The organism is Hydrogenophilus thermoluteolus (genome assembly GCF_003574215.1).
GTDB classification, from domain to species: Bacteria; Pseudomonadota; Gammaproteobacteria; order Burkholderiales; family Rhodocyclaceae; genus Hydrogenophilus; species Hydrogenophilus thermoluteolus.
In genome coordinates, this window is sequence record NZ_AP018558.1 from 443,385 (window position 1) to 467,427 (window position 24,043).

Sequence of the window (24,043 nt, forward strand, 5' to 3'; positions counted from 1 at the left end):
ATGCGACACAAAAAGGGTTACCGTAAACTCAACCGAACCTCGAGCCACCGTCAGGCGCTGTTGCGTAACCTCGCCAGCGCGTTGATCCGCGAAGAGCAGATCGTTACGACGTTGCCGAAAGCGAAAGAGTTGCGTCGCTATGTCGAGCCACTCATCACCCTCGCGAAGAAACCCACGGTGGCGAATCGTCGTCTTGCTTTTGCGCGCCTTCGTGACCGCGCCGCAGTGGTCAAGCTCTTCGACGATTTGGGACAGCGGTCCCTGAACCGCCCGGGCGGATATACGCGCGTGCTGAAGTTCGGCTATCGGGATGGCGACAACGCGCCGATGGCGATCATCGAACTGGTCGATCGTCAAACGGCAACCGAAAGCGGCGAGGCAACCGCCGCGCAATAAGCGCCGATGCGTCGCTTGGGCGATCGTGAAAGAGCCGGTAGCCTGTGCCACCGGCTCTTTTCTTTTGCCGTCACAAGAGAGGGGGTTAGCGATGAAAGTCGGTTTGGCGTTGGGATCGGGTTCCGCACGGGGATGGGCCCATTTTGGGGTCATCCGCGAATTGCGCGCGTTGGGTGTGTCGATCGATATCGTCTGCGGAACGTCGGTGGGTGCGCTGGTCGGCGCTGCGCTCGCTTCCGGAAACGAAGAAGCGATGGCGGAATGGGTGGCGCGCCTGGGTTGGACCGATGTCGTCGCGCTGATGGATGTGTCGTTGCGCGGCGGTGCGTTGCAGGGCGACAAGGTGGTCGAGTATTGTGCGGAACACTTTTTCGCCGACCGTTTCGAGGCGCTCCAACTGCCGTTTGCCTGCGTTGCGACCGAATTGAGTAGCGGGCGTGAGGTCTGGTTGCGCGAAGGGCTGCTCGCGCCGGCGTTGCGCGCGTCGATCGCGTTGCCGGGAATGTTTCAGCCGCAACGCTTGGGGGGGCATTGGTTGGTCGATGGCGGATTGGTGAACCCGGTGCCGGTCTCGCTCTGTCGCGCGCTTGGCGCGGACGTGGTGATCGCGGTCGAGCTCGGAGCGGGGAGAGCGACGCGCCACATGCGCAAAGCGCCACCCTTTCGGGAAAAGCCGGTCGAACCCGAGCGCAGTGGTTGGACCGAGCAGATGAAGGAGCGTTTTCTCTCTTGGGTTGGCGCCTCGTCACTCTTCGATTGGGTCGACGCGCGCGAAGCCGCCGACGAGATCCCCACGCTGGGTGCCGTCTTGGCAACGTCGATCAATATCATGCAGACGCGGATTGCGCGGGCGCGCTTGGCGGGTGACCCCCCCGACGTCCTCATTCAGCCGCGATTGACCGAATTTTCGATTCTCGACTTCCATCGCGGCAAAGAGGCGATCGAAGAGGGAGTCGCGGCTACCCGCCGAGTCCGGGCGCAAATCGAGGCGGTGCTCGATGGTTTCTGAACAGAAAAAGGAGCTCGTCGCCGCGCTGCTGGCAGAACTGCCTGAGGGTCGTGTCGTGGCGCCGGACGAACAGTCTGCGCTTCTGACCGATTGGCGCGGCCGCTATCAGGGTGACGCGATCGCGGTCGTTTTTCCGCGCACGACTGCTGAAGTGGCTGCTGTGGTCGCCTGGTGTCGTGCGCATCAGGTAACGATCACGCCACAAGGGGGTAACACCGGTTTGTGTGGCGGCGCAACTCCTTTGGGTGGGGAGCGGCCGCGGCTACTCCTCAATCTTCAGCGTCTCGACCGCATCCGTTCGCTCGACCCGTTGGGCGGTTTTCTGGTCGCAGAAGCCGGCGTGACCGTTGCCGCACTGCAAGCAGCGGCCGCCGAAGCGAATCGCCTTTTCGCGCTCTCGTTGGCTTCCGAAGGGAGTGCGACGTTGGGGGGCGTATTGAGCACCAACGCGGGCGGCGTCCATGTGGTGCGGTATGGGACGATGCGCGCGCAAGTATTGGGCGTCGAGGCCGTGTTGGCGGATGGTTCGGTGGTGGCGAACCTCTCGGGGCTGCGCAAGGACAATACGGGATACGATTGGCGGGATCTGTTGATCGGCGCAGAAGGAACGCTCGGGATCATCACTGCGGCCGCGGTGCGACTCTTCCCGCGGCCGCGGTGGCAGCAAACGGTTTGGGTGGCGCTTGCCGATCTCGACGCAGCTGCGGCACTCTTCGTCGCGTTGCACGAGACCTTTGGGGACAAGTTGACCGCGTTCGAATTGATGGGGCGGACGGTGTTCGAATTGGTGCTGCGCCATATTCCCGACGCGCGTGCTCCGTGGCAAGCAGAAGGTGTGCCGGAGTGGGCGGCGCTCGTGGAATTGAGCGATACGGCACCCGCTTCGGGGCTCGATGCGCTGACCGAATCGTTCTGGGGCGAAACGTTTGCGAACGGGTGGGTGCGTGACGCGGCGGTCGCGCTGAGCGAACAGCAGCGGGTGCGCTTCTGGCAGTTGCGCGAGTCGGCTTCGGAAGCGCAGCAGCGTGAAGGGGTGAGCATCAAGCACGACATCGCGTTGCCGCTTGCGCAGATCGTGCCGTTCATTCGCGCTGGTGAAGCCCATTTACCTGCCCGTTTTCCCGGTGTGCGCATCGCCTGCTTTGGCCATTTTGGCGACGGCAATCTCCATTACAATTGCTTTTTGCCGTCTGGGTTGGATCGTGCGGACCGTGCGGCCGCCGCAGCGGAGGTGACGCGCTGGATTCACGATGAGGTGGTGCGCCGTGGCGGTTCATTTTCTGCCGAACATGGCATCGGTCTGCTCAAGGTCAAGGAGATGGCGCGGTACAAGTCGGATGCCGAATTGGCTTTGATGCGACGGATCAAAGCGGCGCTCGATCCCGACGGTCTGTTCAACCCAGGAAAAGTGCTTCCCGAAGTAGGGTAAGGAGAAAAGATGGCTGCTGCTCTGCCGTTCTTGACCCCGGTGCGCGAGGCGTTTCGTGCGCTCGACGAAACGATCCGCGAGCAACTCCACTCCGATGTGGCGTTGGTGCGCACGATCGCCGATTATCTGATCGCCGCGGGTGGCAAACGGTTGCGGCCAGCGGTCCATCTCTTGGCGGCGGGGGCGTGCGGCTATGAAGGGCAGGATCGGGTCACGTTGGCCGCGGTGATCGAGTTCATCCATTCGGCAACGCTTTTGCACGACGACGTCGTCGATGAGTCCGATTTGCGCCGCGGTCGGCGGACCGCAAACGCGGTGTTCGGTAATGCTGCGTCGGTATTGGTGGGGGATTTTCTCTACTCCCGTTCGTTCGAGCTGATGGTTTCCGTTGGGCGGATGCGGGTGATGGAGATTTTGGCGAAGACCACGAATGCGATCGCCGAAGGGGAGGTGCTGCAGTTGATGAACTGCGGGAACCCCGAGGTGACCTGGGACGATTACTTCCGGGTGATCGACTACAAGACGGCAAAACTGTTCGAAGCGTCGGCGCAGCTCGGGGCGGTGGTGGCCGATGCCCCGCCTGCGGTGGAATCGGCTTTGGCGACCTATGGCCGCCATTTGGGGATCGCATTCCAGATCGCGGACGATGTGCTCGATTACACTGCGGACGAAGCGCAATTGGGGAAACACCTGGGCGACGATTTGGCCGAAGGGAAGCCCACTTACCCATTGCTCTACGTGCTCGAACAGGGGAATGATGCGCAAAAAAGACTCGTTCGCGAGGTGATCGAGACAGGGGCGCGTGAGCGACTCGATGCGGTGGTGGCTGCGGTAGAGGCGTGCGGGGCGATCGCGGCCAGTTACGACGCAGCACGTTGCCATGCCGAAACGGCCAAGAAGGCGTTGACAGCGCTTCCCTCTTCCCCTTGCCGGGAAAGTTTGCTACAATTAGCGGACTTCGCCGTTGAGCGAACGTTTTGACGATCGGGGAATAGCTCAGCCTGGTAGAGCACTGCGTTCGGGACGCAGGGGTCGGAGGTTCGAATCCTCTTTCCCCGACCAATCGAAATCGACGTAACAAAAAACCCACCGGATTCTCGGTGGGTTTTTTGTTGGGTTTTGAGTGCCGTGCCACCGCTGGCCGAGCACGGCCAGCGGCGAAACCGATTACGAAACCCGGCGTTTGTATTCGAACGTGTTGGTGTCGATTTCGATCTTGTCGCCGATCTCGACGAACGCCGGCACTTGGATTTCGAAGCCGGTCGGTTTGATACGCGCCGGTTTCATCACTTTTCCTGACGTGTCGCCGCGCACCGCCGGTTCGGTGTATTCCACTTCCCGAACGACCGAGGCGGGGAGTTCGACGCCGATGGGCTTACCTTGGAAGAAGACCAGCTCGGCGGTCATGCCGTCCTCGAGGAACGGCAAGACGTTCTCCATGTTCTCTTTTTCCACCTCGTATTGGTTGAACTCTTCGTCCATGAAGACGTACATCGGGTCGGCAAAGTAGCTATAGGTGCATTCTTTACGCTCGAGAATCACCGTTTCGAACTTCTCGTCCGCCTTATAGACGGTTTCGGAGACGTTGCCGGTGAAGAGGTTTTTGAGCTTGAGCTTCATCACCGCAGCGTTGCGCCCCGATTTGTTGTATTCGCCTTTGAGCACGATGTAGGGTTCGTCCTTGATCAAGACGACGTTACCGTGACGCAGTTCTTGCGCTTGCTTCATCATAGGGATTTCGCCTCTTTCCAAGCAAAAACAAAACGCTATTATCGCACGGTCGGTGAAATCATTCCAAGTACGGTTTGTCCAAGCTCTGGTAACTGCAGCAGCGTTTCGCGCCATGCGGCCGCATGGTTCGCCCAAGCCTCCCATTCGGTGAGCGCAAGACGCCAGTCGTGCGCGTCGGTAATCCGCGTTTCGGTATCGGTCAGTGGCCAGTGGCCGCCAAAGCGGGTGCGAAATGCTTCGGCGAATTGTACGTGTGCGCCGTCGGCACGCCGGTAGGGACTCCAGACGAACGGACGTGCGGCCCATTGCGCGCGTACGAACGAATCTTCTCCGCGTACCCAGTTGAGATGGCACAGCGTGAGGAGTCGATCGTAGTCGTCTGGGGCCAGGAAGGGGATGGGTTGCCAGACGTGTGGGGTACCCGGCCAGGCTTGCGGTGATTCGTCGAGCGCGATTCCGGCGGCGGCAAGCGCCTGCCGTGGCGCACCAGGTGGAACGAAGAGGAGCGTCGGTGTTGGGTCCGCAGCAAGTGTAGCAAGTAGCCCCGAGAGCGGCGCATCGGCGTAACAAAAGAGCGAGACGCGACGATAGCTCAGGGCAGACAGCGGGGTGAGGCGCGTGAAAAATACGGCTGCCTCTGTGTCGGACCATTCGGCAAAACGGGATAGGAGATCGGGTTCGCGCAAAAGCCCTCCGCATCTCGGTTCGAATCCGGGAATGCACCATTGGGCGTCGAGCGGCAGTCTCGGGTGGGGACTGCTGAGCCCGTGGACGCTGCCAGCCCAGGGCTCGGTAACCAGATGGTCGAGGACGATCCATCGTGGGGGGTGCGGGCGGCGTGCTGCGAATGCCGCTAGCCACGGGTCGCTGAATCCGCACGCAAACGCTTCGATCATCGCGTCGACTTGGGACACCTGGTCGCGATCTTCTGCCGTTGGCGCCGAACGGTGCCAACGGCGCACGGTGAGCGTGGGCGGACAGGAGATTCGCGCTACGAAAGATTGTGCCGCCTGCCAGTCGTCAATCCACCAGACAACCTCGTGTCCCTCTTGTGCGCAATATCTGGCCACACGCCAGGTGACGCCGATGTCGCCCCAGTTGTCGATGCGTGCGCAAAAAATAGCGATTTTTTTTCGGGAAATCAAAAGGGTGTCGATTGGTTGTTCCGGCAAGGAATGGGTGTATTATAGAAAAGATAAAGTTCAACAGGAGTGGTTCCAATGGTTCGAAAAGTGGGGATTGGGTGCGCCTTGTGGCTCATCGCGGCCCAGTGGGCTTACGGATCGGCTCAGAACGAGTCGGGCGAATTCACGCAACTCGATTTGCGCTTACCCACAGGGGTCTATCGCTGCGCCTACGGGGAACCTTTGGTGGGGATCGAGCGAAGCAGCGAACTCAACGAAAGGGTCAAAGTTCACTATCAAGGGCGAGTGCATGAGTTGCGGCGGGAGGTCTCGAAGTCAGGGTTGCCACGCTTTTCCGATGAAACGACGGGGCTTTTGTGGATCGATTTGCCGTGGAAGAGTGTGCTTTTGAATCTCAAGAACGAGCGCCCCATTGCCAACGACTGTACCTTTGCACCGGAGCTGGCCCTAGCGCAACTCGATAAGAGGGGTGCGGCAGAGCGTTTGCATCAAGAGAAGCGCGTCAAGAAGGTTGCGAAAAAACACTGATTCTCCTTTTGGCGTTGCTGCGAAAAGCGCCCGAGCGGCGGGCAGGGAGACAGCGGGTTCTCTTTTACCTCCTGGCGTACGGGTACGTTATAATCGCACTTTTTTGTGGAGAAGGAAGCATGGCAATCGAACGCACGCTCTCGATCATCAAACCCGACGCCGTCGCGAAGAATGTGATTGGCAAAATCTACCAGCGTTTCGAAGACGCCGGGTTGAAAATCGTTGCGGCGAAAATGGTGTGGCTTTCGGAGAAAGAAGCGGCGGCCTTCTACGCCGTTCACAAAGAACGCCCTTTCTTCAATGACCTGGTTCGCTTCATGACCTCCGGGCCGGTGATGGTCCAGGTGCTGGAAGGGGAAAACGCGATCGCGAAAAACCGCGAATTGATGGGGGCAACGGATCCGAAGAAGGCTGCGCCAGGGACGATTCGTGCCGATTTCGCCGAATCGATCGATGCGAATGCCGTCCATGGTTCCGACGGTCCCGATACGGCACGTACCGAAATCGCTTTCTTCTTCCCGGAAATGGCGATCTATTCGCGCTGACCGCCGAATGAAAGAGACCGAAGCTGCCGTGGCTGACGCGGTGCCGACCAATCTCTTGGAGCTGACGCGTGAGGAGCTCGAAGCCTGGTTCGTCGCGCAAGGAGAGAAGCCCTTTCGCGCGCGCCAGGTCTATCGCTGGATTCACCGCATGGGCGTTGCAGAGTTTGCCGCGATGACCGATGTCGCGAAAACCTTGCGGGCGCAGCTGGCGGAAACCGCGTCGATCACGCCGCCTCGGGTGATTTCGGACCGCGTCTCGAGCGACGGGACGCGGAAATGGCTCTTGGACGTCGGTCAGGGCAATGCGGTGGAGACCGTCTTCATCCCGGAACGCAGTCGGGGAACGCTCTGCATCTCGACCCAAGCAGGCTGCGCGCTCGAGTGCGCGTTCTGCGCCACCGGCAAGCAAGGTTTCAACCGCAATTTGACGACCGGCGAAATCCTAGGGCAATTGTGGCTGGCCAACCATGTGTTGGGGCCAGCGTACGAGCACGCTCGGCTCGACGACGGCGATTGGACCGACAACGGGCGCGTGGTGACCAACGTCGTGATGATGGGGATGGGGGAGCCGCTTGCCAATTACGATGCGGTGGTGCGCGCGCTCAAAGTGATGCTCGACGATTTCGGCTATGGACTGTCACGGCGCCGGGTGACGGTATCGACCTCAGGGTTGGTGCCGGCGATGGATCGGTTGCGCGTTGAATGTCCCGTGGCATTGGCCGTTTCGCTGCACGCGCCCAACGACCGTTTGCGCGACGAATTGGTTCCGATCAACAAAAAGTATCCGCTCAAAGAACTGATCGCGGCGTGCGAACGGTATCTCACCGCGTCGCCCCGCGATTTCATCATGTTCGAATATGTGTTGCTCGACGGGGTGAACGACAACCCGCGCGATGCGCAGGAGTTGGTCGAGCTGACCCGCGGCCTTTCGTGCAAATTCAACTTGATCCCGTTCAACCCCTTCCCGGGAAGTCCGTTCCGACGCCCAGCGCCGGAGCGTGTCCGTGCGTTTGCCGAGCGGCTGATGGCGGCAGGGCGCCTGACGACGATCCGTCGCACCCGTGGTGACGACGTCGCAGCGGCGTGCGGCCAATTGGCGGGACAAGTCCAAGATCGGACCCGTCGTTCGCTGCGCCTGGTTGCCGCGGAGGGGTGAATGAAGTGGAGACAGGTCGTTTGTGGGGTCGCAGCAGCGTTCGCGCTTGCGGGGTGCGCTTCCGTTGCGACGCCACCGCGCGCGGGAATCGCAGAGGGGGCTTATCCCGCCCCCCTCTTGGACCAAACGGCAGAGCGCCCTCAGGATAAGGAGCGCAAAGCCCGCATTGATCTCGCGCTTGCTTATCTCGAACTGGGGCGAGTCGATGTCGCACTCGACGAAATCGCAAAAGCGCGCGCGCTCGACGCCTCTGACCCGCTGGTGCCCTATGCATGGGGGTTGGCCCATCTGGCGTTGGGGGATCGTGCAACCGCAGAAAAGAGCCTAGAAGAAGCGCAGCGACTCGCGCCCAACGATCCGGACATTCTGCATGCGCTCGGCTCGCTCCGTTGTTCCGCAGGCCGTTTCGAGGAGGGGTTGGCGTTGCTGCACCAGGCGGCGATGAATCCCTACTATCCGCGGCGCGCCCGTTCGCTTGCGAACCATGCGTGGTGCGCTTGGCGTGCTGGCGATGAATCTGCGGTTCAGAACGAGATCGACATGGCGCTCGCGCTGCAACCCGACGATTTCCTCGTCCAGGTTCGTGCGTTGCAATGGGCGGCGCGTAAACGGCAGTGGGCGATTGCGGATCGCCATTTGGAACGGCTCGTCCAGCGCGCGCCCGACGACCCGATGGTCTGGTGGCTCGCGGCCAATCTTGCGCACGCCAAAGGCGATCGTCTGAACGAAGCGCGCTGGGCCGAACGGTTGCGCCAAGAGGCGCCCAACCGCTTGGAGACGCGCAAATTGGAGCGAGGAGAGTGGGAGTCATGGTGACAGAAGAACGCGGCGCTTCACCAGAGGCGGTTGGCGAAGCGATTCGTCAGCTCCGGGAGGCTTCTGGTTGGTCGCGTGAAGCGCTTGCCGCCGAGCTGAAGATCGCTGTCCGGCAATTGGCCGCGCTGGAAGCGGGTCAGTGGCGCGAACTCCCCAACGCGATTTTCGTGCGCGGCGTGCTCAAAGGGATCGCGCGCTGGGGGAATCGCGATCCGCAGCCCTGGTTGGAGGTGGCGCAAGCCTGTTTCGCCGAATCGACCGTTCGCCTGACGCCGCCCAGCAACGCTGAGGGCGAAATCGTCGTGCGTCGCCCTTTTTGGCGTCATCCGGTCGTGCGCTTCGCAGGCGGTGTCGTCGTGGTTGGTCTGCTGCTCGTCGGATATCTGCAGTGGTTCGGGGTTTGGGAATCGGATTCGTCGATGACCGACGGCGTATCGTTACGCACGCCGCTCGTTACACCCAACGGCGAGACCAACTCGGCAGTCGTGGTCCTGCCGCCTACCACGACACCGGGCGGCACGCATGCGCCCACGGCCGAGACCCCGCCCGACTCCGGCACCGAAAAAGCGGTCTCGTCCGGCGTCGCATCGCGATCCGACGCAGACGGAGCCGAGGCAGCCAGCAAGCCTGACACGGCCAATGCCAATGCGCGCGCACGCGAAACGGCAACCGGGGGTTCCGCAGACAGCGCCAAAATGAACGAACCAACTGCGGCGCATGGCCAAGCCAATCCGGTGCCGGCTCAGCAAACCGCGACGGCAGTGGAGACGCCGCGTGCAGCGAGCGACCAGGGGGCGGCAAGCGCAGCCAATGTAGCGCCTGGGGAAGCGGCTCAGCCGAAGCCAACCCCGTCGCCGCAGCAGGCTTCGGGGTTAGCAATCCGTGCGGAAACAGGGGACTCTTGGATGCGGATCACCGCCAAGGATGGAACGAAAGTCTATGACGGCATCCTCCGGCAAGGCGATAGCCGCACCTTTCCAACCGACGGCGCACCGTATGCGCTTCACCTGGGGAACGCCCAGGCGCTGGTGATCGAATGGAATGGCACCACCGTCGAACCCCCCAGCCGCGGGGTGGTTCGCTTGCATGTCCCGGCACAACCATGAGCGACGCGATGCTCAGACCGGAGCCGTTCGTTGCGCCGATGCCGTTTGGACCGGCAGCGCGCCGCCCCACCCATCAGGTCCGAGTTGGCCGGGTGACGATCGGTTCGAGCGCGCCGGTGGTGATCCAGTCGATGACCAATACCGACACCGCCGACGTGGCCGCGACGGCCCGGCAAGTCGCGGCGTTGGCGCATGCGGGTTCTGAAATCGTTCGCGTTACGGTGAACAGCGAAGCCGCGGCGAAAGCCGTCCCGGAAATCGTCGATCGTCTGCTGGCATGGGGTGTCGACGTTCCGCTGGTCGGCGACTTTCACTACAACGGCCACCGTCTGTTGCGTGACACGCCAGCCTGTGCCGAGGCGTTGGCGAAATGGCGAGTCAATCCCGGTAATGTCGGGTTTGGAGCGAAACGCGACGCGCAATTCGCTGCGATCGTCGAACTGGCGTGCCGTTTCGACAAACCTCTGCGGATCGGGGTCAATTGGGGCAGTCTCGACCAGTCGGTCTTGGCGCGGCTGATGGACGAAAACGCCCGCCGTAGCGAACCCTGGCCTGCAGACGCGGTGATGCGGGAAGCGCTCGTCACCTCGGCGTTGGAGTCTGCGGCGGAAGCGGAGCGCCTGGGGTTGGCGCCGGACCGGATCGTTTTGTCGGCGAAGGTCTCGAGTGTGCAAGACCTGATCGCGGTCTATCGTGCGTTGGCTGCACGCTGCCGTTATCCGCTCCATCTTGGTTTGACCGAAGCGGGAATGGGCAGCAAAGGGATCGTCGCGAGTACCGCGGCGTTGGCGGTATTGCTGCAAGAGGGGATCGGCGATACGATTCGCGTCTCGCTCACCCCCGCGCCTGGGGAACCGCGCACGCAAGAGGTGGTGGTTGCGCAACAGATCGTGCAGTCCTTGGGTCTGCGGGCGTTTGCCCCGACGGTGACGGCGTGTCCGGGGTGCGGCCGCACGACGTCGACCTTTTTCCAAGAGTTGGCGCAGCGTACCGAAGCGTTTTTGCGCGAGCGCATGCCCGAATGGCGACAGCAGTTCGACGGGGTGGAACAACTGAGCGTTGCGGTGATGGGGTGCGTCGTCAATGGTCCGGGAGAGTCGCGGCACGCCCATATCGGCATTTCGCTGCCCGGCACCGGTGAGGCCCCAGCAGCGCCCGTTTTCATGGACGGAGAGAAGGTGGCCACGTTGCGCGGCGACCGGATCGCCGAAGAATTTTTGGCGCTGATCGAGCACTACGTGACCACCCGTTTTGTGAAGAAAGGATGAGATGAGCCAGAAAGGGATCCGCGGTGTTCGCGGCATGAACGACATCCTGCCGCCCGAATCGTTGCTTTGGAACGAATTCGAGGCGCTGGTGCACTCATGGGCGGCAGCCTACGGCTATCGGCCGCTGCGCACGCCGATCGTCGAGCAGACGGCACTCTTCAAGCGGGCGATCGGCGAGGTGACCGATATCGTCGAAAAAGAGATGTACGCCTTCGAGGATGCACTCAACGGCGAGCACCTCACGTTACGGCCGGAGGGAACCGCGGGGTGCGTGCGCGCCGCGATCGAACACAATCTGTTGCACCAGGGGCCGCAGCGCCTGTACTACTGGGGCCCGATGTTTCGCCATGAACGGCCGCAGAAAGGGCGCTACCGGCAGTTTCACCAGATCGGCGTCGAAGCGTTGGGCTTTGCCGACCCCGAGATCGATGCGGAATTGATCGTGATGGGGGCGCGGCTTTGGGACGATTTGGGAATCACCGACGTTCGGCTCGAAATCAACTCGCTAGGGGATCCGGAAGAGCGCGCGGCGCACCGCGAAGCGCTGGTCGCCTATTTCACCGCGCACCAGGACGAATTGGACGAGGATTCCCGTCGTCGGCTCTCTCGCAACCCGCTGCGCATTCTGGACAGTAAAAACCCCGCGATGCAGCCCCTCATCGAAGAGGCGCCGCGGTTGTTGGACTATCTGGGGGCCGAGACGCGCGCCCATTTCGACGCGGTGTTGGCGCTGATCGAAGCGGCGGGTATTCCCTACCGGATCAACCCGCGGCTGGTTCGTGGCCTCGACTACTATAACCGTACCGTATTCGAGTGGGTGACGCCGAAACTCGGCGCCCAGGGAACGATCTGTGCCGGAGGGCGTTACGACGGGCTTTTCGCCCAGCTGGGGGGGAAACCGGCTCCCGCAGCCGGGTTTGCGCTCGGAGTCGAGCGGGTGCTGGCGCTCTGGGAGGCGTGTGGGGGGGAGCCGCCGCAACCGGAACTCGACGTCTATCTCGTCCATCAGGGCGAAGGAAGCGCGCCCGCGGCGTTTCGACTCGCCGAAGCGTTGCGCTCGAGCGGCTTTTCGGTGATCGTCCATGCTGGCGGAGGCAGTTTCAAGAGCCAGATGAAGCGTGCCGACGCCAGCGGCGCCGAGGTGGCGGTGATCCTGGGCGAATCGGAGCTTGCCAGTGAGACGGCCACGGTGAAACCGCTGCGGCGACCAGGCGCACAACGGCAAGTGCCGTGGACGCAGCTCGAGGAGGTCGTGGCGCACATCCAATTGGGATCGGAGGAAAGCGATGGCGCTGGTACTCTCGCATGAAGAGCTGGAGCAGCTTGACGCGCTCAAAGCATGGTGGCGGGCAAACGGCCGTTTGCTCATCGTCGCGGTGAGCGCGGCGCTCGTTTTTTCGCTCGGTTGGAACGGTTGGCAGTGGTGGCGGAGCGAACAGGTCCAAGCGGCGGCGCAGGCGTTCGAAGCGATCGATCAAGCCTTGGAAAAGCAGGCTTGGGCAGAAGCGCGCGCCGCGTGGGAGCGTCTCAAAGCTGTTCCGTGGGTTGGGAAAGCGCAGGCGGCTTATGCGGCGCTTGCGATCGCGGACCAGGCGGCAGCCAAGAATGCGGCCGCCGAGGCGATTCCCGTGGTGCGTGAGGCGGGGACGCTCGGGGTCGACGACGACGCGGTGCAACCGCTTCTGGCGTTCACGTTGGCGGAACTCCATCTGGCGCAAGGGGAATACGACGCGGCGGCGAAAGCCTTGCCGCAAGCGGTGCCGGCACCCTATCAGCCGCGATTGTGGGCACTCAAAGGCGATATCGCGCTCGCGCAAGGTGAGGCGCAACAGGCGGTTTCCCATTATGACAAAGCGCTTGCCGAGGTGCGCGGCGACCCCTCGTGGCAGATGGTGTTGCGCGCAAAGCGCGAGCAAGCGGCGATCGCGTCCGATCCCGTCAAGGAGCCTACCCAATGAAACGTTTCGCGCTTGTACGGCGTTGGCTGGTGTGCGCTGCGCTGGTGGTTGGGATTTCGGGGTGCGCCTCGCTCGACGCGATCAACCCGTTTGCCGCTTCGGGCCCAAAGCCGGCACCGTTGCCGGAGCTTCGTGACGCGCTCTCCCTCCCGGTGCGTTACACCGAACGGCTCTCCGCTGGCGAGCGCCGCTATCTCACGCCGGCGCCTGTTGCCGACGGAGTGGTCGCCGCGGGAGGTAAAGGGGAAGTGGTCTTGATCGACGCCAACGGCAAGGAGCAGTGGCGAACCGAGGTAGGCGCGCCGATCCTGGCCGGGGTGGGGAGCGATGGTCGGTTGGCAGCGGTGGTGACCGAACAGGGGGACGTGGTCGCGATCAACGTCAGTGACGGCTCCATCCGGTGGCGTCAAGCCGCTGCGCTGCCAGCGGTAACGCCGCCGCTGGTGCACGACGGGTTGGTGGTCGTTCGTGCTGCGGACCATCGGCTGATGGCGTTCGATGCGTTCGATGGCAAAACGCGCTGGCGGTACGAGCGGCCGCTGCCGCCGCTTTCGTTGCGGCAGAGTGCACCGCTCGTTGCCGCCGGTGGCGCGATTTTCGTCGGCTATCCCGGCGGAATCGTCGCGGCGCTCGATCCCAACCGGGGGCAGCCCTTCTTCGAGTTGACGGTCGCGCCACCCAAAGGGACGACCGAAATCGAACGGTTGACCGATATCGTGGGGCCCGTGGTGCTGGACAACCAAGAACTCTGCGCGGCAGCCTACCAAAGCCGTATCGCCTGTTTCGACCTGAACACCGGGCGGGAAGTGGTGACGAGTGCGATCGCGACGCGAGTCGGGATCGATCGCGATTTGCGTTCCGTGATCACCGTCGACGAAGTCGACCGGATCGTCGCGATCGACCTGTTCAACGGACAACCGCGCTGGCAAAACGATTCGCTCGTCTACCGACAGCTGACGCGTCCGGTGGTCTTTGGCGACGTTGCGCTGGTCGGGGACGCGCAAGGGTATCTCCACGCCGTCGATCTCAGTGACGGCCAGGTCCGCGCTCGCACCCGCATCGGCAGTGGCGCGATCGTCGTGGCCCCGCAGCGCCTTGCCGATGGTGCGGTTGTGGTCCAGAATCAAGACGGCACGGTAGCGGTGGTGGAGCGCGCACGGTGAGCGAGCGGCTGCCGACACTCGTTTTGGTCGGTCGTCCCAATGTGGGCAAATCGACCCTCTTCAACCGATTGACGCGGTCGCGTGACGCACTGGTTGCGAACGTTCCCGGTTTGACGCGCGACCGTCGCTATGGCCGCGGCAAAGTGGGGGGGCGCCCCTATCTGGTCGTCGATACGGCGGGATTCGATCCAACGGCGAAAGAGGGGCTGACCGCCGAAATGGTCCGGCAAGCGGAGCTTGCGATCCGCGAAGCCGATCTCGTGCTCTTCGTCGTCGACGGTCGCGCGGGCTTGACGCCACACGACGAAGCGATCGCGGACTATCTGCGCGCGCTGGGGGTAGCAGTACGCGTGCTGGTGAACAAAACCGAAGGGTTGGACCGCGCGATCGCGCGCGCCGATTTCTATGCGCTGGGGTTTGGCGAACCGTTGTCGATTTCGGCGTCGCACGGTGACGGCGTGCGTGAGATGATTCACGAGGTGTTGGCACCCTTCCCAAAGCCGAAGCCGAATAAAGACCCGCTGGCCGAAAGGGAAACTGAGGAGACGGAACGCGAAGGGATTCGCGTTGCGGTGCTCGGACGTCCGAACGTCGGTAAATCGACGCTCATCAATGCGCTGATCGGGGAAGAACGCCTGATCGCGTACGACATGCCGGGAACCACCCGCGACGCGATCGACGTGCCGTTCGAACACAACGGTCGCCCCTACACGTTGGTCGACACCGCGGGCGTGCGCAAAAAGGGGCGGGTGACCGACACCATCGAGAAGTTTTCGGTGATCAAGGCGTTGCAAGCGGTAGAAAACGCCAACGTCGCGATCCTGACGCTGGATGCGACGCAAGAGGTGGGGGAGCAGGATGCCCATTTGGGCGGTTTCATTTTGGAGACTGGGCGGGCGCTGGTGATCGCCGTGAACAAGTGGGATGCTGCCGACGCCTACCAGCGGCAGCGGATCAAGACGCAGCTTGCGCACAAACTCGCGTTCCTCTCGTTCGCGCCAGTGGTCTTTTTGTCGGCGAAAACTGGAAAAGGGCTCGACGCGCTGATGCGCGCAGTCGACCAGGCATACGCTGCAGCGATGAAAAAACTGCCGACGCCACAACTGACGCGGGTGTTGCAAGAACTGGTGAAGCGTCAGGCACCGCCGCGCCACGGTCTCTTTCGCCCCAAACCGCGCTATGCCCACCAGGGCGGGAGCAATCCGCCGATCATCGTGATCCACGGCAATGCCCTCGAACACCTGCCGAAGTCGTACCTCCGCTACCTGGAGCATGGGTTCACCGAAGCGTTCGGGTTGAAGGGTACGCCGTTGCGGCTCGAACTGCGCACGAGTCACAACCCATACGCCGAAAAGGGATAGTCGCGCCAAGGTGCACCACCCGTTGCGCAACTCGCGTACAATATCAGGTTCCGATCACACACCATCAGAGTCGAGAACGATGAGCAACAAAGCCCTCCAACTGCAAGACCCTTTCCTCAACCTGCTGCGCCGTGAGCGCGTGCCGGTTTCCATTTACCTCGTCAACGGGATCAAATTGCAAGGTCAGATCGAGTCGTTCGATCAGTACGTGGTGCTCCTCAAGAACACCGTGACCCAAATGGTCTATAAACACGCGATCTCCACGGTCGTGCCGTCGCGCCCGGTGACCTTGCGCGAAGTTCACGGGGAAAGCGAAGAAGCCTGATGTTCGAACGCCCGCGTTTCGGCGAGCGGGCCTGGCTCGTCCAAATCGATTTCGGCGAAGGGCGCGTTGCCGAGCGGCTGGAAGAGTTGCGCCAGCTCGTCGTGAGTGCCGGCGCGGAAATCGTCGGCGCACTGACCGTGCGTCGCGCCAAACCCGATCCCGCCACCTTCCTCGGTTCGGGTAAAGTCACCGAGTTGGCTGCGCTGGTGCGCGAACACGGGGCCGATCTCGTCGTCTTCAACCATGCGCTCTCACCGGCGCAACAGCGCAATCTCGAGCAAGCGCTCGCGTGCCGGGTGGTCGATCGCAATACCTTGATCCTGGACATTTTCGCGTTGCGCGCCAAAAGCGCCGAAGGGAAGCTGCAAGTCGAACTCGCACAGCTCGAATACCTGAGCACCCGGTTGGTCCGCGGTTGGACCCACTTGGAGCGGCAACGTGGGGGGATCGGCTTGCGCGGCCCTGGCGAGACGGAGCTCGAGACCGACCGGCGGTTGATCGGCGCGCGGGTGAATCGGCTCAAAGCGCGATTGCAACGGCTGGAAAAACAGCGGGCGACCCGCCGCCGCGGCCGGCAGCGATACGGCGTGCCACAGGTGTCGCTCGTCGGCTACACCAACGCGGGCAAATCGACCCTCTTCAACGCGCTCACCAAAGCGCAAACGTACGCGGCAGACCAACTTTTTGCCACACTCGACACCACCTCGCGGCGGATCTGGCTGCCGCAAACGGGTAACGTGGTGCTCTCCGATACCGTGGGCTTCATCCGCGATCTGCCGCACGACCTCGTTGCCGCGTTTCATGCGACGCTCGAAGAGGTGAAAGAGGCCGATCTGCTGCTGGTGGTGAGCGATCTCGCCAGCCCCGACAACGACGCGCAGCGCGAGGCGGTGACCGAAACGCTGCGGCAGATCGGTGCCGAGTCGGTTCCCGTCTTGGAAGTGGGGAACAAAATCGATCTCCTCGATCAAAGCCCAGAGGTGGTCCGTGACGGCTGTGGTACGATTCGGCGCGTCACCGTGAGTGCGGCAACCGGCGCTGGGCTCGAGCTGCTGCGCGCCGCGATCGACGAGCGGTTGCATACGGCTACCAACGCTTCGTCCGGCGAAAAGAACACCGAGACGAACAGCGCATCAACACAGGATCACACCGAACCATTCTGGGAACCGCTTGAGAGGGAAGTATCACCATGTCCTTGAACGATCCGCGTTGGGGCGATGACGATCCGCGGCAACGCCCCGAAGACGCATCGCACGGGCCGCAACAGCGGCCGTCTGGGCAACGGCCCGATGATGGACCGCCTGACCTCGACGAAGTGTGGCGCGAGTTCAACGAACGGCTGAACGCGTTGTTCGGAGGCAAAGGGGGTGGTCGTCGTCCGCGCGGTCCCCTAGCTGGCGGTAGTGGCGGCGATCCGCGCCGCGTCTCCCTGTTCATCGGGTTGCTGGCGGTCGCAGCGCTTGCCCTGTGGCTCGCTTCCGGTTTTTACAAAGTGGAAGCGAACGAGCGCGCCGTAGTATTGCGCTTCGGAAAATATGTCGAAACCACCGAGCCTGGGTTGCGCTGGCGGTTGCCGTGGCCGATCGAATCGCACCAACTGGTCGATTTCACCGGAGTGCGCACCGTCGAAGTCGGTTATCGGGGAAGTGAACGCAACAAAAATCTGCGCGAAGCGTTGATGCTCACCGACGACGAAAATATCGTCACGATCTTCTTTGCGGTGCAGTACCGCTTGAAATCGCCTGAAGACTACCTCTTCCGCGACCGGGCGCCGGACGAGACCGTGAAACAGGTTGCTGAAAGCGCGATGCGCGAGATCGTCGGGAAGAGCAAGATGGACTTCGTCCTCTACGAAGGGCGGGAAGAGATCGCGGTGCGCACCCAAGCGTTGATGCAACAGATGCTCGACCGCTATCAAACCGGAATTCAAATCGTGCGGGTGACGTTGCAAAACGCACAACCGCCCGAGCAGGTGCAAGCCGCGTTCGACGACGCGGTGAAGGCGGGGCAAGACCGTGAACGGTTGCGCAACGAAGGCGAAGCGTACGCCAACGCCGTGATTCCGCGCGCCCGCGGGACGGCGTCGCGGATGATCGAAGAGGCGCAGGCCTATAAATCGCGCGTGATCGCGCAAGCCGAAGGGGACACGCAGCGCTTCTTGAGCCTCTATGAGCAGTACCGGCAGGCACCGGCGCTCACCCGCGAGCGGCTCTACCTCGAGACGATGCAACAGGTCTTTACCCACACGAGCAAAGTGCTGGTCGACGTCGAATCGTCCAACAACCTGTTGATGTTGCCGCTTGCGGAGATCCTGGGGCAGCAGCGCGGTGCGGGCAGAGCCGCACCCGCCAGCGACGCCAGTCAATCTCCTGAGGATCTGTTGCGTGACGCCGTCTCAGGTGCGGTTTCGCCCCAAAGCAGCGGCGTCGCGTCCCCCTCGACGGGTTTGCTCGACCGCGCCCGAGACGCGGTCCGAACCTTGACGCGTGACCGGGAGAGCCGCCCATGAACCCAAGAGCCACGCTTTTGATTGGAGTGACGCTGATCGTTGCGGTATTGGCGTCGATGAGCCTCTTCGTGGTCGACGAGCGCCGTTATGCGATCGTGACGCAATTCGGTGAAGTGCGGCAGGTGATCGATCAACCCGGGCTCCATTTCAAGATGCCGCTGATCCAAAATGTCCGTTTTTTCGACAAGCGGCTTTTGACGATCGATACGCCCGATCCGGAGCGCTTTATCACCTCGGAGAAGAAAAACGTGTTGGTCGACCATTTCGTCAAATGGCGGATCGTCGATCCGAAGCAGTATTTCATTTCGCTGGCGGGTGATGAGCTACGAGCGCGCACCCGCATCATGCAAACGGTAAACGCCACGTTGCGTGAAGAGTTCGGTCTGCGCACTGTTCATGACGTCGTCTCTGGAGAACGGGACCGAGTGATGGAGGAGGTGCGGCAAAAAACCGACAAGGATGCGCGCACCTTTGGGGTTGCAATCGTCGATGTCCGGCTCAAACGCGTCGACTTGCCGGTAGAGGTTTCCGAATCGGTCTATCGCCGCATGGAGGCCGAACGCAAACGGGTGGCGAACAACCTGCGCTCCGAAGGGGCGGCGGATGCCGAACGGATCCGCGCCGAAGCCGACCGCGAACGTGAGGTGATCATCGCAAAGGCGTACCGCGAAGCACAGAAGATTCGTGGTGAGGGGGACGCCGAAGCGGCAAGGATTTTCAACGAGGCGTTTGGACGCGACCCTGAATTCTTCCGCTTCTACAGAAGCCTCGAAGCGTACCGCGCGAGCTTTGCCCGCCGCGACGACGTGCTCGTGCTCGATGCCACGAGCGAATTCTTCCGCCATTTCCGCGGCGACACCGCAGCGACCGAGGGGGCGCGATGACGCTGTGGACGGTGCCCGACCATTTCCGCGACGAACTACCGCCTGCGGCGGAGCGGCTCGAGTCGTTGCGGCGGCAATGGCTCGACCGACTGCGGGTGCACGGTTATCAGTTGGTGGCACCGCCCCTTATCGAGTATCTGGATGCGCTCACTGTCGGTTCCGGGCGGGACCTTGCCGAACGGACCTTTCAGGTGGTCGATCCGCTCACTGGCAAGCCGGTCGCGGTGCGTCCCGATATGACCCCGCAGATTGCGCGAATCGACGCCCATCTGTTGAACCGCAGCGGGGTGACCCGTTTGTGCTATGCCGGTCCGGTCGCCCACGCGCGCCCAGCCAATCTCCTTGCATTGCGTGAACCGTGGCAGTTGGGTGCGGAGCTCTACGGGCACGCGGGCGTCGAAGCCGACTGCGAAGTGGCGTGTTTGCTGCTTCGTCTCCTAGCGGAAGCCGGACTGCGGCACGTTCGTCTGGAGTGTGCGCACATGGCGATCTTCCGTGCGCTCACGCGGGGTTGGAGCGAAGCCGACGCGGAGACGCTCTTCACCCTGTTGCGCGCGAAAGATCGCGCCGATCTGCAACGTTTCCTCGCGGGACAGGAACTGCCTGCCGAGGTACGGGCAGCACTGCTCTGGCTGCCACACGCCTACGGTGGCGAGGAGGTCTTAGCCGAGGCGCGCCGCCGCTTGCCCGATTGGCCCGAGATCGCCGCAGCGCGCACGCAACTCACCGCGCTCGCTAAGGCGCTTGCAGCGGAAGGAGCTGCGGTGGGGTTCGATCTGGCCGATTTGCGCGGCTACTACTACCACACGGGCGTGATGTTCGCTGCATTCGCACCGGGAAGCGCCGCTGCGGTGGCGTTGGGTGGGCGCTACGACGGCATGGGCGCTGCGTTCGGACGGGCGCGGCCTGCTACCGGCTTTTCGATCGACTTGCGTGCGGTGGTGACGCTCTTACCGCTTTCTCCGCTCCCCGGCGCGATCCTTGCACCCGCGTTGGGTGCGGACGCCCCGGCAAAGCAGCGCACCGCGCTTGTGGAGCGGGTCGCTGCGCTGCGCGCAGCGGGAGAGGTGGTGGTCGACGAATTGCCTGGACACCCCCGCGAAAGTTGGTTTGAGGCGGGGTGCACGCGCCAGCTGGTTTGGGAAAGAGGCGCCTGGCACGTGGTGCCTTTTGCGGAATGAATCGAGTCGAGGAGTAGGGAGCGGTAGCGATGGCCAAAAACGTGGTCGTGGTGGGAACGCAGTGGGGCGATGAAGGGAAAGGGAAAATCGTCGACTGGCTCACCGATTCCGCACACGGGGTCGTTCGGTTCCAAGGCGGTCACAACGCCGGACATACGTTGGTGATCGGCGACCAGACCTTCAAGCTCAATCTGGTTCCTTCCGGGATCGTTCGTCCCAACGTGGCCTGTTTCATCGGCAACGGCGTGGTGCTGGACATCCACCACCTCTGCGAAGAGATTGCGACGCTCGAAGCGGGGGGGATCGAGGTGCGTTCCCGCCTCAAGGTGAGCCCCGGCTGTCCGCTGATCCTGCCTTATCACGTGGCGCTCGACCGCGCACGGGAAGCGGCGCGCACCGGTAACAGTAAGATCGGCACCACTGGGAAAGGGATCGGCCCGGCTTATGAGGACAAGGTGGCGCGGCGCGCGGTGCGTGTCTATGACCTCTTCGACCCGGTGCGGCTGCGCGATCGAATCGAAGCCAACCTGGCGTTGGTGAACCATCTGCTCACCACGGTGCTCGACGCCGAACCGGTGACGCTCGAATCGTTCTGGGAGCAACTCCTTGCCGACGCCGAAACGGTCAAGCCGTTGGTCGCCGACGTCTCTGCGGAACTCTACCGCATCAACAAAGCGGGCGGAAACCTGCTCTTCGAAGGGGCGCAAGGCACGCTCCTCGATATCGACCACGGAACCTATCCGTTCGTGACGTCGAGCAACTGTGTCGCGGGTGCCGCAGCAGCGGGCGCCGGGGTCGGTCCGGGGCGGTTGCACTATGTGCTCGGAATCACCAAAGCCTACTGTACGCGTGTCGGGGGTGGCCCATTCCCGACCGAGCTCGACATCGAAACCGAAGGGACGCCGGGTTGGCAGATGTCGACCAAAGGGCGTGAATTCGGCACCGTCACCGGGCGTAAACGGCGCTGCGGTTGGCTCGACCTCGCGGCGCTCAAGCGTTCGCTCATCATCAACGGGGTCACGGGACTCTGCATCACGAAACTCGACGTGCTCGACGGGCTCAAGGAGCTCAAACTCTGTGTCGGGTACGAAATCGACGGCAAGCGCGTCGATCTGCTGCCGATGGGGGCCGACGAAGTGGCCCGGTGCCGACCCATTTACGAGTCCTGGTCGGGGTGGCAGGCGAGCACCTACGGCGCGAAGCGGTGGGAGGAGCTGCCCGCAGCGGCGCGCGCCTATCTGCACCGCATCGAAGAGTTCTGTGAGGTGCCGATCGACGTGATCTCCACCGGCCCCGAACGGAGCGAGACGATCCTGCGTCAGCACCCGTTCGGCGCCTAGGTAAGCGGGGAGCGCTTACCTCACGGGTGCGCAAGCGCGCGGCCGCCGATCGTAGCAAAAGAGCGGGAAAGCGGCTTTGACCCAGGTCAACGTTGGTGCGCCTGGGCCATCGCTGCGATCTGCGCTTCACGCACCGTGTTCCAATAGCGTTGCGCCAAACGTTGCCAGGTGGTGCGGTCGTTTGCAGCGAGCAAACGGTCGATCGTCTGCTCGGTGGTTTCACCCGGTTGCGCTTCAGGAGCGAAGAATGCGGCGACTGGTGAGAGGTCCACTCCGTTTTCGCGCTGCCAGCGCCAGTAGTGGGCGAAGAGTTCGATCAAGCGGGGGGTCTCCCAAAAACGACTCGCTGCTTCTTCGGCAGCGAAGAGCTCTTGGGCGAGGCGCTTCACCCGTTCGTTGTAGTCGGCGGGAAGCCCGCGGTGGTTCGCCAAGAGTTGTTCGGCCATCGGTTCGCCCCAGGCGCGATGGAAGCGGCACATCCCGGCGTTGTCGGAGATGAGCTCGCCGATCATCCGTGCGACGTTCCATTGCCCGAGCGCTTCCGGCGAAAGGAGATCGTAGCCGTAGAAGACGTAGTATTTGCCCATGATCGGCATCGGGCTGAACATCCCTGGAACGAAATATTGGTTGGGGACGAGCGCGCCGCGTTCGCCGTGCGCGAGGTAAACCGCGCGGTCGCCCGGCCGCGTGTGCGGGTAGCGGGCGTTGAGGGTCTTCGCTGCAACGCGGATCCCTTCGCGCAGCGGGGCGGCGCGCTCATCCCAGAGGATCGCGTCGATCGTGCGCAGGGCGTAGTCGGCGTTCGCGGCGCTGTCGGCGACGAGGTCGAACTGCGCCGGGTCGGCGGTGAAGCCGCGAAAGCGCAGTTGGTGTGCTGGGGGGAGCCCGAGTTCAGTGGGGTCGAAATCACCCGCGGTGATCGCTTCGAAGAGCCAACCCAGGGTGCCGCCGAGCTGGATCGCGTCGAATCCCATTGCGTCGGCGACGTCATTGACCCGTTCAGCGGCGCGCTGGTCGAAGATCCCGATCTGCGGGCCCAGCGTATGGTACGGCTCGTAATCCTTTTTGTGCGGTCCGTTCATCTTTTTGCATGCGACCGAGCAGGGTTCGCCGCAGTGTTCGAACTGCTTGTTCGCGATGGTCTCTTCTTGGAACTGTTTCCAGTAGTGGCCGCGGACGAACCGTTCCATCTGCGCGAGACGCTCTGGTTTGGGGGCGAAAACGCTCTGGTAGTGGAACGAGAGGATCTTGTCGCCCATCGCGGCGTAGTTCGAACCGAAGGTGCCGCCGGTACCCGTCTTGGGGTCGAACGAGTATTTTACGGTGGTGCGCTGCTCGACTTTGACGTAGCGATCGCCAAATCGTGCTTCGAAATCGGGGTCGTATGCTTTCGTCGACTCTTTCGCAGGCTCCCATGCGCCGCCCACGAGAAGCGCCGCGATGTTGAAATCGCGGAACAGCGTCGACCCCATCCCGCCGCGGCCACAGAATTCGGTGACCCAGGTGATCGCCCCTTTTTCGACCGGGTTCGAGACGATCGTTCCCTCCCACGTGACTGCCGCAGCCGGACCGACCGCGAGCGCTCGCACCTGTTTCGGCGGAAATGCCACGCCGAAGCGGTCGAGCATCGCTTGCTGAACGGCGAGTGCGCCAGTGAGCTGGGCGCCGTCGCTGGCGCGCCGATACCCGTCGCGCCAAAGTGACTCGAGATCGGGGATCGGCTCCAGAGTGACGGTGGCTGCGTTGCCGTCGTGACGCAAGATCAGCACCGACGGTTGCGCCGCGCGTCCGACGAGCGTCACCCAGGGGATGCCGAAATGTTTGAAGGTGTACGCGACGCCGCCCGCGGAGGAGAGATAAAAGCTTTCCCATTGGTGGCTGTAGCCGCAGACGAAGAGACGGCGTGCGCCCGCAAGGGGCGAATCGGCAAGCCGCCCGATGCCGAACGTAAAGGCGTTGCGCCCATGCTGTTGGTAGGCGCGCCAACCGTATTCGATCGGTCCGGTGATCGCGTCCGAATGGTGTTCGGTCCGGGTGACGCTGCCGTCGTCGAGCGCGACGGTGAGGCTGTGCGCAGGAAGCCAGGATGACGGTTGGTGCAATTGCAGGGGTTGGGGTGCGTTCATGGTTTTTCCTCGTACGGTTTTTTATTGTCCATAATGATATGCTGAAATAGCCGTGCTGTCTTTGCGC

Annotated in this window: 23 protein-coding genes and 1 tRNA gene; 21 read left to right on the top strand and 3 right to left on the bottom strand. The window is 62.7% G+C overall.

The genetic code is table 11. From position 1 onward, the window contains the following. The 5 genes from rplQ to HPTL_RS02165 all read left to right on the top strand — a co-directional run bounded on the left by rplQ (nt 1) and on the right by HPTL_RS02165 (nt 3,896). Nucleotides 1–396: a 50S ribosomal protein L17 gene (gene rplQ, locus HPTL_RS02145; protein WP_119334503.1), complete on the top strand. Its 396-nt coding sequence runs from the start codon at nt 1–3 to the stop codon at nt 394–396. A gap of 91 nt (nt 397–487) precedes the next feature. Continuing rightward, on the top strand, nt 488–1,405 hold the full coding sequence (gene rssA / locus HPTL_RS02150; protein ID WP_119334504.1) for a patatin-like phospholipase RssA: 918 nt from the start codon (nt 488–490) through the stop codon (nt 1,403–1,405). Next, nucleotides 1,395–2,834 (top strand): FAD-binding oxidoreductase, encoded by a 1,440-nt coding sequence (locus tag HPTL_RS02155; protein ID WP_119334505.1) that lies wholly within the window; start codon nt 1,395–1,397, stop codon nt 2,832–2,834. The genes rssA and HPTL_RS02155 overlap by 11 nt, the downstream gene beginning before the upstream one ends. Nucleotides 2,835–2,843: 9 nt before the next feature. Next, nucleotides 2,844–3,815, top strand: a complete 972-nt coding sequence (locus HPTL_RS02160) for a polyprenyl synthetase family protein (RefSeq protein WP_119334506.1) — start codon at nt 2,844–2,846, stop codon at nt 3,813–3,815. Nucleotides 3,816–3,819: 4 nt separating this feature from the next. Next, nucleotides 3,820–3,896, top strand: a tRNA-Pro gene (locus HPTL_RS02165). Between the two features lie 105 nt (nt 3,897–4,001). On the opposite strand, the gene efp is transcribed toward HPTL_RS02165, so the two are convergent. Both efp and earP read right to left on the bottom strand, forming a co-directional pair. Beyond that, a complete protein-coding gene (efp, locus tag HPTL_RS02170; RefSeq protein ID WP_119336031.1) occupies nt 4,002–4,562 on the bottom strand; it encodes an elongation factor P in 561 nt (186 codons plus the stop codon). Nucleotides 4,563–4,603: 41 nt separating this feature from the next. Continuing rightward, complete coding sequence (earP, locus tag HPTL_RS02175; RefSeq protein WP_170141244.1) at nt 4,604–5,710, bottom strand: elongation factor P maturation arginine rhamnosyltransferase EarP; 1,107 nt, start codon at nt 5,708–5,710, stop codon at nt 4,604–4,606. A 75-nt stretch (nt 5,711–5,785) separates the two neighbouring features. Here earP and HPTL_RS02180 point away from each other — a divergent pair, with 75 nt between their 5' ends. The 16 genes from HPTL_RS02180 to HPTL_RS02255 all read left to right on the top strand — a co-directional run bounded on the left by HPTL_RS02180 (nt 5,786) and on the right by HPTL_RS02255 (nt 21,850). After that, the gene (locus HPTL_RS02180) at nt 5,786–6,238 is read left to right on the top strand and encodes a hypothetical protein (RefSeq protein WP_119334508.1); all 453 of its coding nucleotides are present in this window, start codon (nt 5,786–5,788) and stop codon (nt 6,236–6,238) included. 119 nt (nt 6,239–6,357) lie between these two features. Then, nucleotides 6,358–6,783 carry a nucleoside-diphosphate kinase gene (gene ndk / locus HPTL_RS02185; RefSeq protein ID WP_119334509.1) on the top strand — a complete coding sequence of 142 codons (426 nt, stop codon included), beginning with the start codon at nt 6,358–6,360 and terminating at the stop codon, nt 6,781–6,783. Nucleotides 6,784–6,790: 7 nt separating this feature from the next. Then, nucleotides 6,791–7,939, top strand: coding sequence for a 23S rRNA (adenine(2503)-C(2))-methyltransferase RlmN (gene rlmN / locus HPTL_RS02190; protein WP_119334510.1), 1,149 nt, complete (start codon nt 6,791–6,793; stop codon nt 7,937–7,939). Continuing rightward, nucleotides 7,940–8,755, top strand: coding sequence for a tetratricopeptide repeat protein (locus tag HPTL_RS02195; RefSeq protein ID WP_119334511.1), 816 nt, complete (start codon nt 7,940–7,942; stop codon nt 8,753–8,755). It begins immediately after the preceding gene. Continuing rightward, entirely contained in the window at nt 8,749–9,861 is a 1,113-nt protein-coding gene (locus HPTL_RS02200) for a helix-turn-helix domain-containing protein (protein WP_119334512.1), read from the top strand. The genes HPTL_RS02195 and HPTL_RS02200 overlap by 7 nt, the downstream gene beginning before the upstream one ends. A gap of 8 nt (nt 9,862–9,869) precedes the next feature. Continuing rightward, complete coding sequence (gene ispG / locus HPTL_RS02205) at nt 9,870–11,129, top strand: flavodoxin-dependent (E)-4-hydroxy-3-methylbut-2-enyl-diphosphate synthase (protein WP_119334513.1); 1,260 nt, start codon at nt 9,870–9,872, stop codon at nt 11,127–11,129. 1 nt (nt 11,130) lies between these two features. Next, nucleotides 11,131–12,438, top strand: a complete 1,308-nt coding sequence (gene hisS, locus HPTL_RS02210) for a histidine--tRNA ligase (RefSeq protein ID WP_119334514.1) — start codon at nt 11,131–11,133, stop codon at nt 12,436–12,438. Beyond that, a complete protein-coding gene (locus HPTL_RS02215; protein WP_119334515.1) occupies nt 12,416–13,087 on the top strand; it encodes a YfgM family protein in 672 nt (223 codons plus the stop codon). The genes hisS and HPTL_RS02215 overlap by 23 nt, the downstream gene beginning before the upstream one ends. Then, nucleotides 13,084–14,250, top strand: coding sequence for an outer membrane protein assembly factor BamB (gene bamB / locus HPTL_RS02220; RefSeq protein WP_119334516.1), 1,167 nt, complete (start codon nt 13,084–13,086; stop codon nt 14,248–14,250). The genes HPTL_RS02215 and bamB overlap by 4 nt, the downstream gene beginning before the upstream one ends. Then, entirely contained in the window at nt 14,247–15,611 is a 1,365-nt protein-coding gene (der, locus tag HPTL_RS02225; RefSeq protein ID WP_232000004.1) for a ribosome biogenesis GTPase Der, read from the top strand. The genes bamB and der overlap by 4 nt, the downstream gene beginning before the upstream one ends. 79 nt (nt 15,612–15,690) lie before the next feature. Next, nucleotides 15,691–15,936 (top strand): RNA chaperone Hfq, encoded by a 246-nt coding sequence (hfq, locus tag HPTL_RS02230; RefSeq protein WP_119334517.1) that lies wholly within the window; start codon nt 15,691–15,693, stop codon nt 15,934–15,936. Further along, nucleotides 15,936–17,135 (top strand): GTPase HflX, encoded by a 1,200-nt coding sequence (gene hflX / locus HPTL_RS02235; RefSeq protein ID WP_119334518.1) that lies wholly within the window; start codon nt 15,936–15,938, stop codon nt 17,133–17,135. Before hfq ends, hflX begins: the two co-directional genes overlap by 1 nt. Then, nucleotides 17,126–18,445 (top strand): FtsH protease activity modulator HflK, encoded by a 1,320-nt coding sequence (hflK, locus tag HPTL_RS02240; protein ID WP_119334519.1) that lies wholly within the window; start codon nt 17,126–17,128, stop codon nt 18,443–18,445. The genes hflX and hflK overlap by 10 nt, the downstream gene beginning before the upstream one ends. After that, nucleotides 18,442–19,329: a protease modulator HflC gene (gene hflC / locus HPTL_RS02245; RefSeq protein ID WP_119334520.1), complete on the top strand. Its 888-nt coding sequence runs from the start codon at nt 18,442–18,444 to the stop codon at nt 19,327–19,329. Before hflK ends, hflC begins: the two co-directional genes overlap by 4 nt. Further along, a complete protein-coding gene (locus HPTL_RS02250; RefSeq protein ID WP_119334521.1) occupies nt 19,326–20,510 on the top strand; it encodes an ATP phosphoribosyltransferase regulatory subunit in 1,185 nt (394 codons plus the stop codon). Before hflC ends, HPTL_RS02250 begins: the two co-directional genes overlap by 4 nt. 29 nt (nt 20,511–20,539) lie before the next feature. Next, nucleotides 20,540–21,850, top strand: a complete 1,311-nt coding sequence (locus tag HPTL_RS02255; protein WP_119334522.1) for an adenylosuccinate synthase — start codon at nt 20,540–20,542, stop codon at nt 21,848–21,850. An 86-nt stretch (nt 21,851–21,936) separates the two neighbouring features. On the opposite strand, the gene HPTL_RS02260 is transcribed toward HPTL_RS02255, so the two are convergent. Further along, nucleotides 21,937–23,976 (bottom strand): aldehyde ferredoxin oxidoreductase C-terminal domain-containing protein, encoded by a 2,040-nt coding sequence (locus HPTL_RS02260; RefSeq protein WP_119334523.1) that lies wholly within the window; start codon nt 23,974–23,976, stop codon nt 21,937–21,939. Between the last annotated feature and the right edge of the window lie 67 nt (nt 23,977–24,043).

Bases quoted from the DNA above. Each gene is read 5' to 3' on its own strand.
- rplQ (WP_119334503.1), top strand. From the start codon at position 1: ATGCGACACAAAAAGGGTTACCGTAAACTCAACCGAACCTCGAGCCAC.
- rssA (WP_119334504.1), top strand. From the start codon at position 488: ATGAAAGTCGGTTTGGCGTTGGGATCGGGTTCCGCACGGGGATGGGCC.
- HPTL_RS02155 (WP_119334505.1), top strand. From the start codon at position 1,395: ATGGTTTCTGAACAGAAAAAGGAGCTCGTCGCCGCGCTGCTGGCAGAA.
- HPTL_RS02160 (WP_119334506.1), top strand. From the start codon at position 2,844: ATGGCTGCTGCTCTGCCGTTCTTGACCCCGGTGCGCGAGGCGTTTCGT.
- efp (WP_119336031.1), bottom strand. From the start codon at position 4,562: ATGAAGCAAGCGCAAGAACTGCGTCACGGTAACGTCGTCTTGATCAAG.
- HPTL_RS02180 (WP_119334508.1), top strand. From the start codon at position 5,786: ATGGTTCGAAAAGTGGGGATTGGGTGCGCCTTGTGGCTCATCGCGGCC.
- ndk (WP_119334509.1), top strand. From the start codon at position 6,358: ATGGCAATCGAACGCACGCTCTCGATCATCAAACCCGACGCCGTCGCG.
- rlmN (WP_119334510.1), top strand. From the start codon at position 6,791: ATGAAAGAGACCGAAGCTGCCGTGGCTGACGCGGTGCCGACCAATCTC.
- HPTL_RS02195 (WP_119334511.1), top strand. From the start codon at position 7,940: ATGAAGTGGAGACAGGTCGTTTGTGGGGTCGCAGCAGCGTTCGCGCTT.
- HPTL_RS02200 (WP_119334512.1), top strand. From the start codon at position 8,749: ATGGTGACAGAAGAACGCGGCGCTTCACCAGAGGCGGTTGGCGAAGCG.
- ispG (WP_119334513.1), top strand. From the start codon at position 9,870: ATGCTCAGACCGGAGCCGTTCGTTGCGCCGATGCCGTTTGGACCGGCA.
- hisS (WP_119334514.1), top strand. From the start codon at position 11,131: ATGAGCCAGAAAGGGATCCGCGGTGTTCGCGGCATGAACGACATCCTG.
- HPTL_RS02215 (WP_119334515.1), top strand. From the start codon at position 12,416: ATGGCGCTGGTACTCTCGCATGAAGAGCTGGAGCAGCTTGACGCGCTC.
- bamB (WP_119334516.1), top strand. From the start codon at position 13,084: ATGAAACGTTTCGCGCTTGTACGGCGTTGGCTGGTGTGCGCTGCGCTG.
- hfq (WP_119334517.1), top strand. From the start codon at position 15,691: ATGAGCAACAAAGCCCTCCAACTGCAAGACCCTTTCCTCAACCTGCTG.
- hflX (WP_119334518.1), top strand. From the start codon at position 15,936: ATGTTCGAACGCCCGCGTTTCGGCGAGCGGGCCTGGCTCGTCCAAATC.
- hflK (WP_119334519.1), top strand. From the start codon at position 17,126: ATGTCCTTGAACGATCCGCGTTGGGGCGATGACGATCCGCGGCAACGC.
- hflC (WP_119334520.1), top strand. From the start codon at position 18,442: ATGAACCCAAGAGCCACGCTTTTGATTGGAGTGACGCTGATCGTTGCG.
- HPTL_RS02250 (WP_119334521.1), top strand. From the start codon at position 19,326: ATGACGCTGTGGACGGTGCCCGACCATTTCCGCGACGAACTACCGCCT.
- HPTL_RS02255 (WP_119334522.1), top strand. From the start codon at position 20,540: ATGGCCAAAAACGTGGTCGTGGTGGGAACGCAGTGGGGCGATGAAGGG.
- HPTL_RS02260 (WP_119334523.1), bottom strand. From the start codon at position 23,976: ATGAACGCACCCCAACCCCTGCAATTGCACCAACCGTCATCCTGGCTT.